The 17292-nt window shown below is 71.4% G+C and carries 14 protein-coding genes and 1 tRNA gene; 12 read left to right on the top strand and 3 right to left on the bottom strand.

The window, feature by feature from the left end:
- The first annotated feature begins 4 nt into the window (after positions 1-4).
- The 5 genes from trpA to FJQ57_RS13195 all read left to right on the top strand — a co-directional run bounded on the left by trpA (position 5) and on the right by FJQ57_RS13195 (position 8580).
- Positions 5-805: a tryptophan synthase subunit alpha gene (trpA, locus tag FJQ57_RS13215; RefSeq protein ID WP_139981006.1), complete on the top strand. Its 801-nt coding sequence runs from the start codon at positions 5-7 to the stop codon at positions 803-805.
- Positions 795-1406 carry an SCO family protein gene (locus tag FJQ57_RS13210; RefSeq protein WP_139981004.1) on the top strand — a complete coding sequence of 204 codons (612 nt, stop codon included), beginning with the start codon at positions 795-797 and terminating at the stop codon, positions 1404-1406. The genes trpA and FJQ57_RS13210 overlap by 11 nt, the downstream gene beginning before the upstream one ends.
- A gap of 22 nt (positions 1407-1428) precedes the next feature.
- Positions 1429-2403: a prolipoprotein diacylglyceryl transferase gene (gene lgt, locus FJQ57_RS13205; RefSeq protein ID WP_246081795.1), complete on the top strand. Its 975-nt coding sequence runs from the start codon at positions 1429-1431 to the stop codon at positions 2401-2403.
- Positions 2404-2531: 128 nt separating this feature from the next.
- The gene (gltB, locus tag FJQ57_RS13200; protein WP_139981002.1) at positions 2532-7100 is read left to right on the top strand and encodes a glutamate synthase large subunit; all 4569 of its coding nucleotides are present in this window, start codon (positions 2532-2534) and stop codon (positions 7098-7100) included.
- Positions 7093-8580, top strand: coding sequence for a glutamate synthase subunit beta (locus FJQ57_RS13195; RefSeq protein ID WP_139981000.1), 1488 nt, complete (start codon positions 7093-7095; stop codon positions 8578-8580). The genes gltB and FJQ57_RS13195 overlap by 8 nt, the downstream gene beginning before the upstream one ends.
- Positions 8581-8611: 31 nt before the next feature.
- Here the strand turns inward: FJQ57_RS13195 and FJQ57_RS13190 are convergent, their stop codons facing one another.
- On the bottom strand, positions 8612-9226 hold the full coding sequence (locus FJQ57_RS13190; protein WP_139980998.1) for a 4'-phosphopantetheinyl transferase family protein: 615 nt from the start codon (positions 9224-9226) through the stop codon (positions 8612-8614).
- Positions 9227-9290: 64 nt separating this feature from the next.
- Between FJQ57_RS13190 and pyk the strand changes: the two genes are divergently transcribed.
- On the top strand, positions 9291-10754 hold the full coding sequence (gene pyk / locus FJQ57_RS13185) for a pyruvate kinase (protein ID WP_139980996.1): 1464 nt from the start codon (positions 9291-9293) through the stop codon (positions 10752-10754).
- A 7-nt stretch (positions 10755-10761) separates the two neighbouring features.
- Here pyk and FJQ57_RS13180 read toward each other — a convergent pair whose 3' ends face one another.
- Entirely contained in the window at positions 10762-11541 is a 780-nt protein-coding gene (locus FJQ57_RS13180) for a transcriptional regulator (RefSeq protein WP_139980994.1), read from the bottom strand.
- A 44-nt stretch (positions 11542-11585) separates the two neighbouring features.
- Positions 11586-11668: transfer RNA gene (locus FJQ57_RS13175), tRNA-Leu, on the bottom strand.
- 105 nt (positions 11669-11773) lie between these two features.
- On the opposite strand from FJQ57_RS13175, the gene FJQ57_RS13170 reads away from it, so the two are divergent.
- The 6 genes from FJQ57_RS13170 (at position 11774) to FJQ57_RS13145 (ending at position 17144) form a co-directional block, all read left to right on the top strand.
- Positions 11774-11959, top strand: coding sequence for a hypothetical protein (locus FJQ57_RS13170; RefSeq protein ID WP_139980992.1), 186 nt, complete (start codon positions 11774-11776; stop codon positions 11957-11959).
- Positions 11960-11968: 9 nt separating this feature from the next.
- Positions 11969-12580: an ANTAR domain-containing response regulator gene (locus tag FJQ57_RS13165; RefSeq protein ID WP_281284269.1), complete on the top strand. Its 612-nt coding sequence runs from the start codon at positions 11969-11971 to the stop codon at positions 12578-12580.
- Positions 12581-12688: 108 nt separating this feature from the next.
- A complete protein-coding gene (locus tag FJQ57_RS13160) occupies positions 12689-14047 on the top strand; it encodes an ABC transporter permease subunit (protein ID WP_139980990.1) in 1359 nt (452 codons plus the stop codon).
- Between the two features lie 64 nt (positions 14048-14111).
- Complete coding sequence (locus FJQ57_RS13155) at positions 14112-15449, top strand: ABC transporter permease subunit (protein ID WP_139980988.1); 1338 nt, start codon at positions 14112-14114, stop codon at positions 15447-15449.
- On the top strand, positions 15439-16368 hold the full coding sequence (locus FJQ57_RS13150; protein ID WP_139980986.1) for an ABC transporter ATP-binding protein: 930 nt from the start codon (positions 15439-15441) through the stop codon (positions 16366-16368). Before FJQ57_RS13155 ends, FJQ57_RS13150 begins: the two co-directional genes overlap by 11 nt.
- Positions 16368-17144: an ABC transporter ATP-binding protein gene (locus FJQ57_RS13145; RefSeq protein WP_139980984.1), complete on the top strand. Its 777-nt coding sequence runs from the start codon at positions 16368-16370 to the stop codon at positions 17142-17144. Before FJQ57_RS13150 ends, FJQ57_RS13145 begins: the two co-directional genes overlap by 1 nt.
- Positions 17145-17292: the final 148 nt, after the last annotated feature.

The following is a 17292-nucleotide window of genomic DNA, read 5'->3' as shown; positions in this document are numbered from 1 at the left end:
CCCGATGAGCGTCTCCACCGCCTTCGACCGGGCCCGCGCGGAGGGCCGCGCCGCCCTGGTCGGCTACCTGCCTGCCGGCTTCCCCGACGTCGACGGCGGCATCGAGGCCATCCGCGCGATGGTCGACGCCGGCTGCGACGTCATCGAGGTCGGCCTGCCCTACAGCGACCCCGTGATGGACGGCCCCACGATCCAGGCCGCCGCCCAGCAGGCGCTCGACCGCGGCGTCCGCACCAGCGACGTGCTGCGCACCGTCGAGGCGGTCGCGGCCACCGGCACGCCGACGGTCGTGATGACCTACTGGAACCCCGTCGAGCGGTACGGCGTCGAGCGGTTCGCCCGCGACCTCGCCGCCGCCGGGGGAGCGGGGCTGATCACCCCCGACCTCACCCCCGACGCCGACCCGCGCTGGCCGGCCGCGGCCGACGAGCACGGCCTCGACAAGGTGTACCTCGTCGCGCCGTCCTCGACCGACGAGCGGATCGCGATGACGACCAAGGCCTGCCGCGGCTTCGTCTACGCCACCGCCGTCATGGGCGTCACCGGCGCCCGCGACACCTCCAGCGACCTCGCCGACCCCCTGGTCAAGCGCACCAAGGCCGCGACCGACCTGCCCGTCTCGGTCGGCCTCGGGGTCAGCAACGGCGGCCAGGCCGCCGAGATCGCGGCGTACGCCGACGGGGTGATCGTGGGGTCGGCCTTCGTCCGCGCCCTGCTCGACCACCCCGACGACCGCTCCGCCGCCCTGGACGCGCTGACCGCCCTCACCGCCGACCTCGCCGCGGGGGTGCGCCGTGGCCGCTAGGACCCGCACGTGGACCCTCCTGCGCCGGGCCACCGCCGCCGCGGCCGCGGTGGCGCTCGCCGCCGGCCTGGCCGGCTGCGGCGGCGACGCCGAGGCGCTGCCCTTCTCCGGCACGGTGCTCGACAACCCCTACACGGTGCCGGCGACCCAACTCACCGACACCGACGACCAGCCGTTCTCGCTGGCCGACGACACCGACGAGCGGCTGACGATGGTCTTCTTCGGCTACGTCAACTGCGTCGACATCTGCCCCGCGGTGCTCAACCACCTCGCCTCGGCCATGACTCGCCTCGACGAGGACGACCGCGACCAGGTGCAGGTCGTGCTGGTCAGCAGCGACCCGGAGAACGACACCCCCGAGACGCTGCGCACCTACCTCGACCGCTTCGACCCGTCCTTCGTCGGGCTCGACGGCGACCTGTCCACCGTCATCGACATCGGCCGCGAGCTCTCGGTCGGCATCGACCCCGACGACCCGGGCGGCCACACGACGTACGTCATGGGCGTCGACGCCGCCGACGAGGTCCCGGTCTTCTGGGACGCCCAGACCACGCCCGCCCAGTTCGCCAGCGACATCCACAGCCTGCTGCAGGACGGCTAGTGCGCGCGCCTAGGGTGGGCCCGTGATCGCGACCGACCTGCTGGTGCCGCTGTCGATCCCGAGCCCCGACAACGGGGTCTGGCACCTCGGGCCGCTGCCGATCCGGGGCTACGCCCTGTGCATCATCCTCGGCATCGTCGCCGCCATCTGGCTCGGCGAGAAGCGCTGGCAGGCCCGCGGCGGGCGGCCCGGCGAGATCCAGGACCTCGCGGTCTGGGCGGTGCCCTTCGGCGTCGTCGGCGCCCGGCTCTACCACGTCGCCACCGACTGGAAGCGCTACTTCGGCGAGGGCGGCAGCCCCATCGAGGCGCTCTACATCTGGAAGGGCGGCCTCGGCATCTGGGGTGCCGTCGCGCTCGGCGCGGTCGGCGCGATCCTGTGGGCGCGTCGCAAGAACGTCCGGCTCGGTCCGGTCGTCGACACCCTCGCTCCGGGGGTGATCCTGGCCCAGGCCATCGGCCGCTGGGGCAACTGGTTCAACCAGGAGCTGTACGGCAAGCCGACCGACCTGCCCTGGGGCCTGGAGATCGACCCCGTCAACTGGCCCGACGGACTCGTCTTCCCGGCCGGCACGACCTTCCACCCGACCTTCCTCTACGAGTTCTTGTGGAACCTCGGGGTCCTGGCCCTGCTGCTGTGGGCCGAGAAGCGCTACCGCCTCGGCCACGGCCGGGTGTTCGCGCTGTACGTCATGGGCTACACCCTCGGCCGCGGCTGGATCGAGTACCTCCGGGTCGACTCCGTCCAGCTCGACGACGTCTACGGCCTGCGGTTCAACGTGTGGACCTCGATCGTGCTGTTCCTCGTCGGCCTGGCCGGGTTCGTCTGGAGCGCCCGGCGCCACCCCGGGCGCGAGGAGTCGGTCTACCGCGACGGCCACGTCGAGGGCGCCGACCAGCCGGAGGACGAGGAAGGCGAGGCGATCGACGACGACGAGGAGCGCGCCGCGGTCGAGGACGGTGTCCAGGAGCGGACGACTCGCGACGGTCCGTCGTAACGCTGTAGTAACCTGGCACCTCCGCCGCGTGGGCCGACGTCGTCCCTGCGACTCCACCACGACAGCCCGTTGCTCCCGGTCCGCCCGGGGGTGGTCCGAGGTTGTCCCGCCGACGGGAGGACACAGAGGTGCCCTACCAACACGCGCTTCCGACGCACTGGGCGGCCCAGGGTCTCTACGACCCGGCCGCCGAGCACGACGCCTGCGGCGTCGCGTTCGTCGCGACCCTGACCGGGGAGGCCAGCCACGACATCGTGGCCAAGGCCCTCACCGCGCTGCGCAACCTCGACCACCGCGGAGCCGCGGGAGCCGAGGTCAACTCCGGCGACGGCGCCGGCATCCTGCTCCAGGTGCCCGACGCGTTCCTGCGCGCCGTCATCACCGAGCTCGGCTTCGAGCTCCCCGCCCCCGCGGCGTACGCCGTCGGCACGGCGTTCCTGCCCGGTGACGACGACGACGTCGCCACGACCCGGGCCCGGGTCGAGGAGATCGCCGCCGAGGAGGGCCTGACCGTCCTCGGGTGGCGCGACGTCCCGGTCGACCCCGAGGGCCTGGGCAGCATGGCCCTGTCGGTCATGCCGTCGTTCAGCCAGCTCTTCGTGGCGGCCTCCGGCCAGCGCCTGACCGGCATGGGCCTCGAGCGGCTCGCCTACTGCCTGCGCAAGCGGGCCGAGCGCGAGACCGACGCCTACTTCCCGACGCTGTCCTCGCGCACGCTGGGCTACAAGGGCATGCTCACCACCGACCAGCTCGACAAGTTCTTCCCCGACCTCCGCGACGAGCGGGTGGCCTCGGCGCTGGCGGTCGTGCACTCGCGGTTCTCGACCAACACGTTCCCGAGCTGGCCGCTGGCCCACCCGTTCCGCTACATCGCCCACAACGGCGAGATCAACACGGTGATGGGCAACCGCAACTGGATGCGGGCCCGCGAGGCGCTGCTCGCCTCCGACCTCATCCCCGGTGACCTCGACCGGCTCTTCCCGATCTGCACGCCCGGGGCGTCGGACTCGGCGTCGTTCGACGAGGTGCTCGAGCTCTTGCACATGGGCGGCCGGTCACTGCCGCACTCGGTGCTGATGATGATCCCCGAGGCGTGGGAGAACCACGGCGAGATGGACCAGCAGCGCCGCGACTTCTACTCCTTCCACTCCTCGATGATGGAGCCGTGGGACGGCCCGGCCTGCGTGGTCTTCACCGACGGGTCCCAGATCGGCGCGGTCCTCGACCGCAACGGCCTGCGCCCCTCGCGCTACTGGGTCACCGACGACGGCCTCGTCGTGCTGGCCTCCGAGGTCGGCGTGCTCGACCTCGACCCGGCCAGCATCGTCCGCAAGGGCCGCCTGCAGCCCGGCAAGATGTTCCTCGTCGACACCGACGAGCACCGGATCGTCGAGGACGACGAGGTCAAGGCCGAGCTCGCCGCCGAGAACCCCTACGGGGAGTGGCTGCACGCCGGCCTCATCCACCTCGACGACATCCCGGCGCGCGAGCACGTGGTGCACACCCACGCCTCGGTGACCCGCCGGCAGCAGATCTTCGGCTACACCGAGGAGGAGCTGCGCGTCCTGCTCACGCCGATGGCCAACACCGGCGGCGAGGCGCTCGGCTCGATGGGCACCGACACCCCGATCGCGGCGCTGAGCGACAAGCCGCGGCTGCTGTTCGACTACTTCACCCAGCTCTTCGCGCAGGTGACCAACCCGCCGCTCGACGCCATCCGCGAGGAGCTCGTCACCTCGCTCAACGGCACGATCGGGCCCGAGTCCAACCTGCTCGAGCCGCAGCCGGCGTCCTGCCGCCAGGTCGTCCTGCCCTTCCCGGTCATCTCCAACGACGACCTGGCCAAGATCCGCCACATCAACCGTGACGGCGACATGCCCGGCTTCATCACCCACGTCGCCCGCGGCCTGTACGACGTCGCCGGCGGCGGCGAGGCCATGGCGACCCGCATCGACGCGATCTGCGCCGAGGTCAGCGAGGCCATCGCCGGTGGCGCGCGCATCATCGTGCTCTCCGACCGGCACGCCGACGCCGACCTGGCACCCATCCCGTCGCTGCTGCTCACCGGCGCCGTCCACCACCACCTGGTGCGCGAGAAGACCCGCACCCAGGTCGGCCTGCTCGTCGAGGCCGGCGACGTCCGCGAGGTCCACCACGTGGCCCTCCTCGTCGGGTACGGCGCCGCGGCGGTCAACCCCTACCTGGCGATGGAGTCCGTCGAGGACCTCGCCCGCGAGGCCTACTACGTCACCACCGAGCCCGAGCAGGCCGTGGCCAACCTGGTCAAGGCGCTCGGCAAGGGCGTGCTCAAGGTGATGTCCAAGATGGGCGTCTCGACGGTCGCCTCCTACACCGGCGCGCAGATCTTCGAGGCGGTCGGGCTGTCCCAGGAGGTCGTCGACCGCTACTTCACCGCCACGACGACCAAGCTGGGCGGCATCGGCCTCGACGTGATCGCCGAGGAGGTCGCGCGGCGCCACGCCACGGCGTACCCCCGCGGCGGCGTGCTGCCGACCCACCGCGAGCTCGAGATCGGCGGCGAGTACCAGTGGCGCCGCGACGGCGAGCCCCACCTGTTCAACCCCGAGACGGTCTTCCGGCTGCAGCACTCGACGCGCACCCAGCGCTACGACGTCTTCAAGCAGTACACCCAGGCCGTCGACGAGCAGGCCCAGCAGCTGATGACGCTGCGCGGCATGTTCCGCTTCAAGGGCTCCCACGTCACCGGCCGCGAGCCGGTGCCGATCGAGGAGGTCGAGCCGGTCAGCGAGATCGTCAAGCGGTTCTCGACCGGCGCGATGTCCTACGGGTCGATCTCGCAGGAGGCCCACGAGACCCTCGCGATCGCCATGAACCGGCTGGGCGGCAAGTCCAACACCGGCGAGGGCGGCGAGGACTCCGAGCGCCTGCACGACCCCGAGCGCCGCAGCTCGATCAAGCAGGTGGCCTCGGGCCGCTTCGGCGTCACGTCGGAGTACCTCACCCACGCCGACGACATCCAGATCAAGATGGCCCAGGGCGCCAAGCCCGGCGAGGGCGGGCAGCTGCCCGGCAACAAGGTCTACCCGTGGGTGGCCAAGACCCGGCACTCCACGCCCGGCGTCGGCCTGATCAGCCCGCCGCCGCACCACGACATCTACTCGATCGAGGACCTGGCCCAGCTCATCCACGACCTGAAGAACGCCAACCCGCAGGCGCGGGTGCACGTCAAGCTGGTCAGCGAGATGGGCGTCGGCACGGTCGCGACCGGGGTGTCCAAGGCGCACGCCGACGTCGTCCTGATCTCCGGCCACGACGGCGGCACCGGTGCCTCGCCGCTGACCTCGCTCAAGCACGCCGGCGGTCCCTGGGAGCTCGGCCTGGCCGAGACCCAGCAGACCCTGCTGGTCAACGGCCTGCGCGACCGAATCGTCGTCCAGGCCGACGGCCAGCTCAAGACCGGCCGCGACGTCGTCATCGCCGCCCTGCTGGGGGCAGAGGAGTACGGCTTCGCCACCGCCCCGCTCGTGGTCTCGGGCTGCATCCTGATGCGGGTCTGCCACCTCGACACCTGCCCGGTGGGCGTCGCCACCCAGAACCCGGTGCTGCGCGAGCGCTACAGCGGCAAGGCCGAGTTCGTGGTGACCTTCTTCGAGTACATCGCCCAGGAGGTGCGCGAGATCCTGGCCGAGCTGGGCTACCGCACCCTCGACGAGGCGATCGGCCAGGTCTCGGCGCTCGACATGGCCGAGGCCGTCAACCACTGGAAGGCCGCGGGCCTCGACCTCACGCCGATCCTGCACGAGGTCGACAGCAGCCACTTCCCCGACCAGGACCGTCGCCGCACCAAGTCCCAGGACCACGGCCTGGAGCGCTCGCTCGACGTCACCGAGCTCGTCCCGCTGGCCCAGCCGGCGCTCGAGTCCGGCGAGCCGGTGCGGGCCCAGGTCAAGGTCCGCAACGTCCACCGCACCGTCGGCACGATCCTCGGCCACGAGGTCACCAAGCGGTACGGCGGCGAGGGGCTGCCCGAGGGCACCATCGACCTCACCCTCACCGGGTCGGCCGGTCAGTCCTTCGGCGCCTTCCTGCCCCGGGGCATCACCCTGCGCCTGGAGGGCGACGCCAACGACTACGTCGGCAAGGGCCTTTCCGGCGGCCGGATCGTCGTGCGGCCCGACCGGGCGGCGACGTTCAACAGCAACGAGCAGATCATCGCGGGCAACACCATCGCCTACGGCGCGACGTCCGGGCAGGTCTTCCTGCGCGGCGGCGTGGGGGAGCGGTTCGCCGTGCGCAACTCCGGCGCCTGGCTGGTCACCGAGGGCGTGGGCGACCACGGCTGCGAGTACATGACCGGTGGCCGGGTGGCCGTGCTCGGCAAGACGGGCCGCAACTTCGCGGCCGGCATGTCCGGCGGTGTGGCCTGGGTGCTCGACCTCAAGGACTTCCGGGTCAACCGCGAGCTCGTCGAGCTCGGGCCGGTCGCCGGCGAGGCTGCCCGCGAGCTCGAGCAGATGGTGCGCCAGCACCACGAGGAGACCGGCTCGACCGTGGCCGAGGAGCTGCTGGCCGACTGGGAGACCTCGCTGACCCGCTTCACCGAGGTCATGCCGCGCGACTACCGCATCGTGCTCGAGGCCAAGGCCAAGGCAGAGGCCGACGGCCTCGACGAGCGCGAGACCGCCCACAAGATGATGGAGGCTCTGCATGGCTGACCCGAAGGGCTTCCTCAAGGCCCCCCGGAAGGTGGCCGAGCGCCGCCCGGTCGAGGAGCGCGTGCAGGACTGGAACGAGGTCTACCCCGGTTCCGCCGGCCGCGCGCTGCTGCCGATCATCACCGAGCAGGCCGGGCGCTGCATGGACTGCGGCATCCCGTTCTGCCACCAGGGCTGCCCGCTCGGCAACATCATCCCCGAGTGGAACGACCTGGTCTGGCGCGACGACTGGGAGGGCGCGATCGAGCGCCTGCACGCGACCAACAACTTCCCGGAGTTCACCGGTCGCCTGTGCCCCGCACCCTGCGAGACCGCCTGCGTGCTGGGCATCAACCAGGACCCGGTGACCATCAAGAACGTCGAGGTCTCGATCATCGACAAGGCGTGGGAGTCCGGGCTCGTCCGCCCGCAGGCCCCCGAGTGGCTCTCGGGCCGCACCGTCGCGGTGATCGGCTCCGGTCCGGCCGGCCTGGCCGCCGCGCAGCAGCTCACCCGCGCCGGCCACACGGTCGCCGTCTACGAGCGCGCCGACAAGATCGGCGGCCTGCTGCGCTACGGCATCCCCGAGTTCAAGATGGAGAAGCAGCACCTCGACCGGCGCCTGCAGCAGATGAAGCGCGAGGGCACCGTCTTCCGGGCCGGCGTCGACGTCGGCTCCGAGGAGTCCGGCCTGACCGGCGAGCAGCTGCGCGACCGGTACGACGCCGTGGTGCTGGCCACCGGCTCGACCATCGCCCGCGACCTGCCGGTCCCCGGGCGCGAGCTCGCGGGCATCCACCAGGCGATGGACTTCCTCCCACAGGCCAACCGCGCGGCGGTCGGCGAGGAGCCGGTGCCGGGCGGGGGCGAGCAGACGGTCGCCACCGGCAAGCACGTCGTCATCATCGGCGGCGGTGACACCGGCGCCGACTGCCTGGGCACCTCGACCCGCCAGGGCGCGGCCTCGATCACCCAGCTCGAGATCATGCCCGAGCCCCCGAGCTCGCGCCCGGCCGGGCAGCCGTGGCCGACGTACCCGATGACGTTCCGGGTCTCCTCGGCGCACGAGGAGGCCGGCGAGCGCGTCTACGCCGTCTCGACCAAGGAGTTCCGCGGCGACGACGCGGGCCACGTGCGGGCCCTGCTGCTCGTCGACGTGGTCTTCGAGGGCGGCACGCTGACCGAGATCGAGAGCACCGAGCGGGAGATCCCGGCCGACCTCGTGCTGTTCGCGATGGGCTTCGTCGGCCCGGAGCGCGAGGGCCTGGTCGAGCAGCTCGGCGTCGACCTCGACGATCGCGGCAACGTGGTGCGCGACAAGGGCTACCAGACCTCGGTGCCCGGCGTCTTCGCCGCCGGTGACGCCGGCCGGGGCCAGTCGCTGATCGTGTGGGCGATCGCCGAGGGCCGCGCCGCGGCGGCCGCGGTCGACGAGTACCTCACTGGCTCCACCGCCCTGCCCAGCCCCATCCCGCCGACGGCGCGTCCGCTCGTCGTCTGAGGCATCGCGACACCGGGCACGGGTCGCCGGCTCACGGTCGGCGACCCGTGTCTACCGCGGGTGGTCCCGCGGTGGCCAGCGCCGCCCGATGAGCCGGTCCGACGTGGAGGTCGACGACGGCGTGCGCTGACAGGTCGACCTCCACCATCGGCGTGCGCAGCCCCGTGCCCAGCATCTTGAGCACGGCCTCCTTGCGCACCCACGTCTCGACCAGCGCGACCTCACGGGCGGCGCCGGTGGTGCCCGCGAGGACCCGCCGCTCGGCGTCGGTGAGCACCTGGCCCTCGACCTCCAGCGCGCCGGGTCCGAGGGGCTCGACGTCGACGCCGACGGCCCGGTCGGCCAGCGCCACGAGCACCAGGTCGCCGGCGTGCGCCACCGAGAGGCGCAGGTCGGGTCGGCCGACGACACGCGGCACGCCGTGGGGCGCGCCGCACCGGGCGCAGGCCCGGTCGAGCGGCGCCTCGGCGGCCGCGACGCCGAGGTGCTCGGCCAGCACCTGCCGGGTGAGCGCGACACCGGTGAGGAAGCGCGCCCGGTCGACCGGCTCGCGGTAGGCGGCCCAACGGCCCCGCTCGACCGGGTCGAGCAGGTCGTGCCAGGCGGCGACGTCCCGGGGCGGGGACTCCCGCACGACGACGTCCACCGCGGCAGGCTACCGGTCTCGACCGCTGGTGTTGGATCGTTCAAAGAGCCACTAGGGTGGTCGGGTGCGTAGAGCCAAGATCGTCTGCACCCTGGGTCCGGCCACCAGCTCCGAGCGTCGCATCCGCGAGCTCGTGTACGCCGGGATGGACGTCGCCCGCCTCAACATGAGCCACGGGTCCCACGACGTCCACCGCGAGACCTACCGCCTGGTGCGCGAGGCGGCCGACGCCTCCGGACGCGGCGTCGGCATCCTGGCCGACCTGCAGGGCCCCAAGATCCGGCTCGCCACCTTCGCCGCCGGCCCCGTGCAGCTCCACCGGGGCAGCAGCTGGACCATCACCACCCGCGACGTCGACGGCGACGAGACGATCTGCGGCACGACGTACAAGGGGCTGGCGGGCGACGTCGCGGCCGGCGACCCGATCCTGCTCGACGACGGCAAGGTCCGGCTGCGGGTCAAGGAGGTCGTCGACGGCACCGACGTGGTGTGCGAGGTGCTGGTCGGCGGCGTGGTGAGCAACCACAAGGGCATCAACCTGCCCGGCGTCGCCGTCTCGGTGCCCGCGATGTCCGAGAAGGACATCGCCGACCTGCGCTTCGCGCTCAGCCTGAGCGTCGACTTCATCGCCCTGAGCTTCGTGCGCGACGCCAAGGACGTCGAGGACGTGCGCCGGGTCATGGAGGAGGAGGGGCAGATGCTGCCCGTCATCGCCAAGATCGAGAAGCCGCAGGCCATCGACAACATCGACGAGATCATCAGCGCCTTCGACGGCATCATGGTCGCGCGCGGCGACCTCGGCGTGGAGTGCCCGCTCGAGGACGTGCCGTTCCTGCAGAAGATGGTCATCGAGAAGGCCCGCCTCAACGCCAAGCCCGTCATCGTGGCCACCCAGATGCTCGAGTCGATGATCACCAACCCGGCCCCGACGCGCGCCGAGACCAGCGACGTCGCCAACGCGGTGCTCGACGGCGCCGACGCGGTGATGCTCTCGGGCGAGACCAGCGTGGGCGACCACCCGATCGTCACGGTCGAGACGATGGCCCGCATCATCTCCGCCACCGAGGACCACGCGCTGATCCCGGCCGACTGGGGCCAGTTCGAGCCCGTCAACTGGGACCCGCACACCCGTGGCGGCGCGATCGCCAAGGCCGCCGAGGAGGTGGCCGGCCGGGTGGGCGCCCAGTACGTCGTCGCCTTCACCCAGTCCGGCGACTCGGCTCGCCGGCTCTCCCGCCTGCGCAGCCGCATCCCCACCCTCGCCTTCACGCCCGAGAACCGCGTCCGGTCGCAGCTCGCGCTGACGTGGGGCGTGGAGACCTTCCGCACCGCCCCCGTCGACCACACCGACGAGATGGTGCGCCAGGTCGACGAGCAGCTGCTGCAGATCGGCCGCGTCACCGAGGGCGACCTCGTGGTCATCGTGGCCGGCAGCCCGCCCGGCATCCCCGGCTCGACCAACGCGCTGCGCATCCACCAGATGGGCGACGCGATCAACGAGGTCGCGCCCGCCTACCGGCGCCCCTGACGGTCGCTCACTCCTTGGGGCCGATCAGCCCGTCGAGACGGGCCACGTCGGCCCGACGGGAGACGCTGATGTGGTTCCAGCGGCTCTGCCGCCACGCGACCCCGGCCAGGTCGAGCGCCCAGCAGCACAGCTCGCGGATGTCGGCACTGACGTTGCTGAACTGCCACCGCGGGTAGTCGTAGCGCTTGCGCTCGCCGGCGACGACCCTGCTCGTCCAGTTGCATGTCCGGCTGCCGTCGGAGTGGAAGAGACCGCGCAGGAACGGCCCAGGGTGAGCCTCGAGCACGGTGCGTTGCCAGTCCTCAAGGACGATCGGCCGGTCGTGCTTGCGCCCCGGTCCGTGCTGGGGGACGAGGCAGGCCCAGTGCTTCCACGACACGGTCGTGACCACCGCCCCCGGGACCAGTCGCGTGTGGGGTCGGCCACCGGGCTTGACCGTCGACATCAGCGTCAGGAGGCGCTGGTTGTCGCGGACGTAGCGAGCGTCGTTGTAGATGTGCAGGTTGAGCACGTCTCGGCGGCCTCGCGAGACGTGGCCGTCACCGAGGTACCAGCCGAAGAGCTCGGCGTACGCCGGCCCGTCGAGCACCCCGTCCTCGCACCGCGGGCACGGCGCGGCGGTGTGTGCCTGACCGCGGGGTCGGCCCCGGCGCTGGTACTCGCGGCGCCAGCGGCGGATCGTCTTCACCGCGACCCCGTGCTTGGCCGCGTTGACGGCGTCGCTCATGCCCGCGTCGGAGTCGCGCAGCGCCGACTCGACGGTGGACCAGGGGCGGACGTGCGGCACGCCTCGATCCTGGCTGCGACCACCGACAAGAATGGTCGATCAGGTGCCGGGTGCGGGATTCGAACCCGCACGTCCTCTCGGACAGTGGTGTTTGAGACCACCGCGTATGCCGTTTCGCCAACCCGGCCAGGGCGGCGCCACCCTAGCGTGGCGCCAGCGCCAGCACGAGTTGCCCAAAGTCAACCAACTCACTATTGTTCGGCTCTCGTCACCGTCCGACAGGAGCACCCGCATGTGGAGCCTGCGCACCTGGGCCGCCGCCAGCAACGAGCGCGCGATCGCCAACGCCCGGACGGCGACCACGGCCTGCAGCCGGCGCCGGGTCGAGCGCGAGGAGGTGGCGCTGTTCCTCGCCGCCCACGGCGAGCCGACGGCACCGTCAGGCCACCCTGGCTGGGCCGCGGACCGCAGCCACTAGATTGCGGGGGTGAACGCCCCCGACGCCCCGCAGGCCGCGACCCGGACCGTCGTGATCGCCGAGGACGAGGCCCTCATCCGGATGGACCTCGCCGAGATGCTCACCGAGGAGGGGTACGCCGTCGTCGGCCAGGCCGGCGACGGGGCCCGCGCCATCGAGCTGGCCACCGAGCTGCGGCCCGACCTTGTCATCCTCGACGTCAAGATGCCGGTCCTCGACGGCATCGCGGCCGCGGAGGCCATCGCCGGCCAGCGGATCGCGCCGGTCGTCATCCTCACCGCGTTCAGCCAGCGAGACCTGGTCGAGCGCGCCCGCGACGCGGGCGCCATGGCCTACCTGGTCAAGCCGTTCACGCAGTCCGACCTGGTGCCGGCCATCGAGATGGCCGTGTCCCGGTACGCCGAGCTGGCCCAGCTCGAGGCCGAGGTCGGCGACCTCACCGAGCGGCTCGAGACGCGCAAGGCGGTCGACCGCGCCAAGGGGATCCTCCAGCAGCAGCTGGGCCTCGCAGAGCCCGAGGCGTTCCGCTGGATCCAGAAGACGGCCATGGACCTGCGGCTCTCGATGCGCGAGGTCGCCGAGGGCGTCGTGGCGCACGGCCCGGGCCTCGCCACCAGCTGAGACACAACTGTTACCCCGCCGTCTCCCAGACGCCGGACCGCAGGCCGCGCACTCGTTATAGTCCGACGACGGCTGAGCGCGGAGGGCGCTCGACGACAGGAGGCGTGTGTGCGTCAGCGAGTGTTCACGCTCGTCTCGGTGGTCTTCTTCTTGCTGCTGCTGCAGCCCGCGAACGCGTTCGCGGAGACGACCTCGCCGAGTGCGAGTCCCACAGCGCCTTCGGGCACGCCGAGCGACGAGGGTGCCGAGGAACCCCTGCCCGACGGTGACTACATCCGCGTCACCCTGACCGACCGGGACAAGGGCGGCGCGCCGGTGCCCGACGTGCGCCTGACCGTCGCCGCCGTCGAGGAGGGCAGCGAGCCCGAGGACGTCGGCGAGGACGTCACCGACGACCAGGGCATCGCCATCATCGAGACCCCCGGACCCGGCACCTACGTCGTCACCCTCGACGAGGACACGCTGCCCGACGGGGTCGAGCTCAACGACGCCACGTCGACCGAGCTCGAGATCACCGCACGCCTCGGTGGCGCCACCAACGCGGCGTTCCCCATCGGCACCCAGGCCGTCAACGAGGTGCCGTTCTCCGAGAAGTTCTCGGTCGCGATGATGTCGGGCATCAAGTTCGGCCTGCTGGTCGCGCTGGCCGCCCTCGGCCTCTCGCTGATCTTCGGCACCACGGGCCTGACCAACTTCGCCCACGGCGAGCTCATCACCCTGGGCGCGCTGCTGGCCTACGTCTTCAACCGCGGCATCGGCCTGCCGGTCATCGTGGCGGGCATCGCGGCGGTGGTCGCGTCGGCCTTCTTCGGCTGGGCGCAGGACAAGGCGCTCTGGGCGCCGCTGCGGCGCCGGGGCACCGGCCTGATCGCCATGATGATCGTCTCGATCGGCTTCGGGCTGTTCCTGCGCAACGTCTTCCAGTACACGATCGGCAGCTCGCGCAAGTCGCTGTCGGAGTACGTCAACCAGGGGCGGCGCGACTACGGCCCGATCAGCCTGGCCGACAAGGAGCTCGCGATCATCGTGATCTCCCTGGTCACGATCACCATCACCTGCATCGTGCTGATGCGCACCCGCCTCGGCAAGGCCATGCGAGCCGTCTCCGACAACCCGGCGCTGTCGGCGTCCTCGGGCATGAAGGTCGACCGCGTCATCAGCAACGTCTGGATCCTCGGCACGGCCCTGACCGGCCTGTCCGGCGTCCTGCTCGCCATCAACAGCCAGATCAACTTCCTCATGGGCTTCAAGCTGCTGCTGCTCGTCTTCGCCGGCGTCACGCTCGGCGGCCTCGGCACCATCTGGGGCGCCCTGTTCGGCTCGATGGTCATCGGCATCATGGTCGAGGTCGGACCGCTGTTCGGCGTGCCGAGCTCGATCAAGGAGGTCGGCGCGCTCGTCGTGCTGATCCTCGTCCTGCTGGTCCGGCCCCAGGGCATCCTCGGCCGCCGCGAGCGGATCGGGTGACGCCGGTGCCGATCGCCACCACCACCCACCTCCCGGACCACGGCACCCGCGAACGGAGCCTTGCGTGAACACCACCGAGAAGTCCCCGGCCACCGAGGAGCCGAAGGCCGCCCCGACCCAGGCCCGCCGCACCCCACCGGAGGTCGTCACCTCCATCGTGCTCGGCATCCTCGGCATCACGCTGGCGCTCGGCTTCACCAGCCCCTTCGCGATCATCAAGGGCCGCCAGGCCGTGGCCAAGATCGACGAGGACCCCGCCCGGTACGACGGCCGCCCGCTCGCCATGGTCGGGCAGGTGCTCGGCATCGTCGGCACCGTGTGGCTCGTGGCCTGGCTGGTCCTCAGCTTCACCGTCGGCTTCGCCGGCATCGACATGTTCGACGTGCTGCGCACCGCGCTCAACCAGGCGCTCGGCCCCAACGCGATCGTGTACGCGCTGGCCGCCATCGGCCTCAACGTCCACTTCGGCTACACCGGCCTGCTCAACTTCGGTCAGGCCGGCTTCATGGCCGTCGGCGCCTACGGCCTCGCCGTCACCGTGGTCACCTGGGACCAGCCGTTCGTCCTCGGCATCCTGGTCGCCCTGCTGGCCCCGGTCCTGCTGGCCCTCGTGCTCGGCGTACCGACGCTGAGGCTGAGAGCCGACTACCTCGCGATCGCCACCATCGCGACGGCCGAGATCCTGCGCCTGGTCTTCGGTGCCGTCGAGACCAAGTCGGTCTTCGGCGGCTCCAACGGCCTCAACAACTACGCCGGCACCTACCAGGACGCCAACATCTTCCGGACCTGGGACGTCTTCAACCCCGGCGGCGCGCTCGGCTTCGACCGGCTCGACCTGTGGATCATGTCGTTCAGCAAGCGCGACCTGTGGTCGATGGTCATCGGCTGGCTCCTGGTGGCGCTGTGCTGCCTCGTCGTGTGGGCGCTCATGCGCAGCCCGTGGGGTCGCCTGCTGCGCGCCATCCGCGAGGACGAGGACGCCGTGCGCTCGCTCGGCAAGAACGTCTTCGCCTACAAGATGCAGGCCCTCGTGCTCGGTGGCCTCTTCGGTGGCCTGGCCGGCCTCTACCTGGCGCTCAAGCAGGCCTCGGTCGTGCCGAGCGACTACTCCACCAACATGACGTTCCTGGCCTTCGTGGCGCTGCTGATCGGCGGTGCGGCCCGGGTGGCCGGCCCGGTCATCGGCGCGATGATCCTGTGGTTCCTCATCTCCGGCATGCGCGAGTTCTTCGAGCAGGCCACCGCGGGAGCCGACCCCGTCATGCCGACCTGGCTGATGGACAACACCCAGGCCAGCCTCATCCGCTTCGTCGCGGTCGGGCTCGGACTGATGCTGCTGATGATCTTCCGACCCCAGGGGATCTTCGGCGACCGGAGGGAGATCGCGATCGATGGCCGCTGACCTGGGCAAGACCGCACGGCCCGACCTGACGGGCATCGAGCACGTGCCGGGCTCCAAGAAGCCCGACGCGATCGTGGTCGGTGACCACATCACCCGGCAGTTCGGCGGCCTCAAGGCCGTCGACGTGGGCCACATCGAGATCCAGCGCGGCGTCATCACCGCGCTCATCGGGCCCAACGGCGCCGGCAAGACGACGCTGTTCAACCTGCTGACCGGCTTCGACACCCCCGACACCGGGGAGTGGAGCTTCAACGGCCACCCGCTGGCCCGCGTCGTGCCGCACAAGGTCGCCCGCCTCGGCATGGTGCGCACCTTCCAGCTGACCAAGGTCCTGGCCAAGCTCTCGGTCATCGAGAACATGCGCCTGGGGGCCAAGGGCCAGAGCGGCGAGAGCTTCCTCAAGGCGGCGCTGCCGTTCCTGTGGCGCAGCGAGGAGGCCCGCAACACCGAGCGCGCCGACGAGCTGCTGGCCCGCTTCAAGCTCGACGCCAAGCGCGAGGACTTCGCGGGCTCGCTGTCCGGCGGCCAGCGCAAGCTCCTCGAGATGGCCCGCGCGCTCATGGTCGACCCCGAGCTGATCATGCTCGACGAGCCGATGGCGGGGGTCAACCCGGCGCTGAAGCAGTCGCTGCTCGGCCACGTGAAGTCGCTGCGCGACGAGGGCCGCACCGTGCTCTTCGTCGAGCACGACATGGACATGGTGCGCGACATCTCCGACTGGGTCATCGTCATGGCCCAGGGGCAGATCGTCGCCGAGGGCACGCCCGACGCGGTGATGGCCGACCCGGCCGTCATCGACGCCTACCTCGGCGCCCACCACGACACCGACCTCAGCGAGATGGACGAGAAGGCCCTCGAGGCCGAGGCCGAGGCCGAGCTCGAGGCCGAGCTGCACGACACCGAGACGAAGGGAAGCTGATGCCGACCCCGATGACCCCCGAGCGGGAGGTCCACCTCGCCCAGGCCGACCGCGCGGTCCTGCGCGCCGACGACCTCCAGGGCGGCTACCTCCCCGGCGTCGACATCCTCAACGGGGCCGACCTGTACTGCAACGAGGGCGAGCTCGTCGGCATCATCGGCCCCAACGGTGCCGGCAAGTCGACCCTGCTCAAGGCGCTGTTCGGGCTGGTCAACGTCCGGTCCGGGAGCGTCACCCTCAACGGCCGCGACATCACCAACAAGCGGGCCGACCAGCTCGTGACGGCCGGCATCGGCTTCGTGCCGCAGACCAACAACGTCTTCCCGAGCCTGACCATCGAGGAGAACCTCGAGATGGGCTGCTTCCAGGCGCCCAAGAAGTTCTCCGAGCGGTTCGACTTCGTCACCGACATCTTCCCGAGGCTGGGGGAGCGCCGCAAGCAGCGCGCGGGTTCCCTCTCGGGCGGCGAGCGGCAGATGGTGGCGATGGGCCGCGCGCTGATGATGGCGCCGTCGGTGCTGCTGCTCGACGAGCCGTCGGCCGGCCTGTCCCCGGTGCTGCAGGACGAGGTGTTCGTGCAGACGCGCAACATCAACCGTGCGGGCGTCTCGGTCATCATGGTCGAGCAGAACGCCCGCCGCTGCCTGCAGATCTGCGACCGCGGCTACGTCCTCGACCACGGCCGCAACGCCTACACCGGCACCGGCAAGTCCCTGGGCAGCGACCCCAAGGTCATCCAGCTCTACCTCGGCACGCTGGGCGCCCAGGCCTCCTGACGCCCACCCCCGTCGTACGCCGCGGCCCGGACCCCCCAGGGGTCCGGGCCGTCGTGCGTCCAGGCGCCACCGTGCGTCCCGACGTCGGTCCGGCGTCGGTCCGGCGTCGGTCCGGCGTCGGTCCGGTGTCGGTCCGGTGTCGGAGCGT

Origin of the sequence: Nocardioides litoris (assembly GCF_006346315.1) — a bacterium.
Lineage (GTDB): Bacteria > Actinomycetota > Actinomycetes > Propionibacteriales > Nocardioidaceae > Nocardioides > Nocardioides litoris.
The sequence above is the reverse complement of the archived record's forward strand: the minus strand, read 5'-3'. Positions and strand labels throughout refer to the sequence as shown.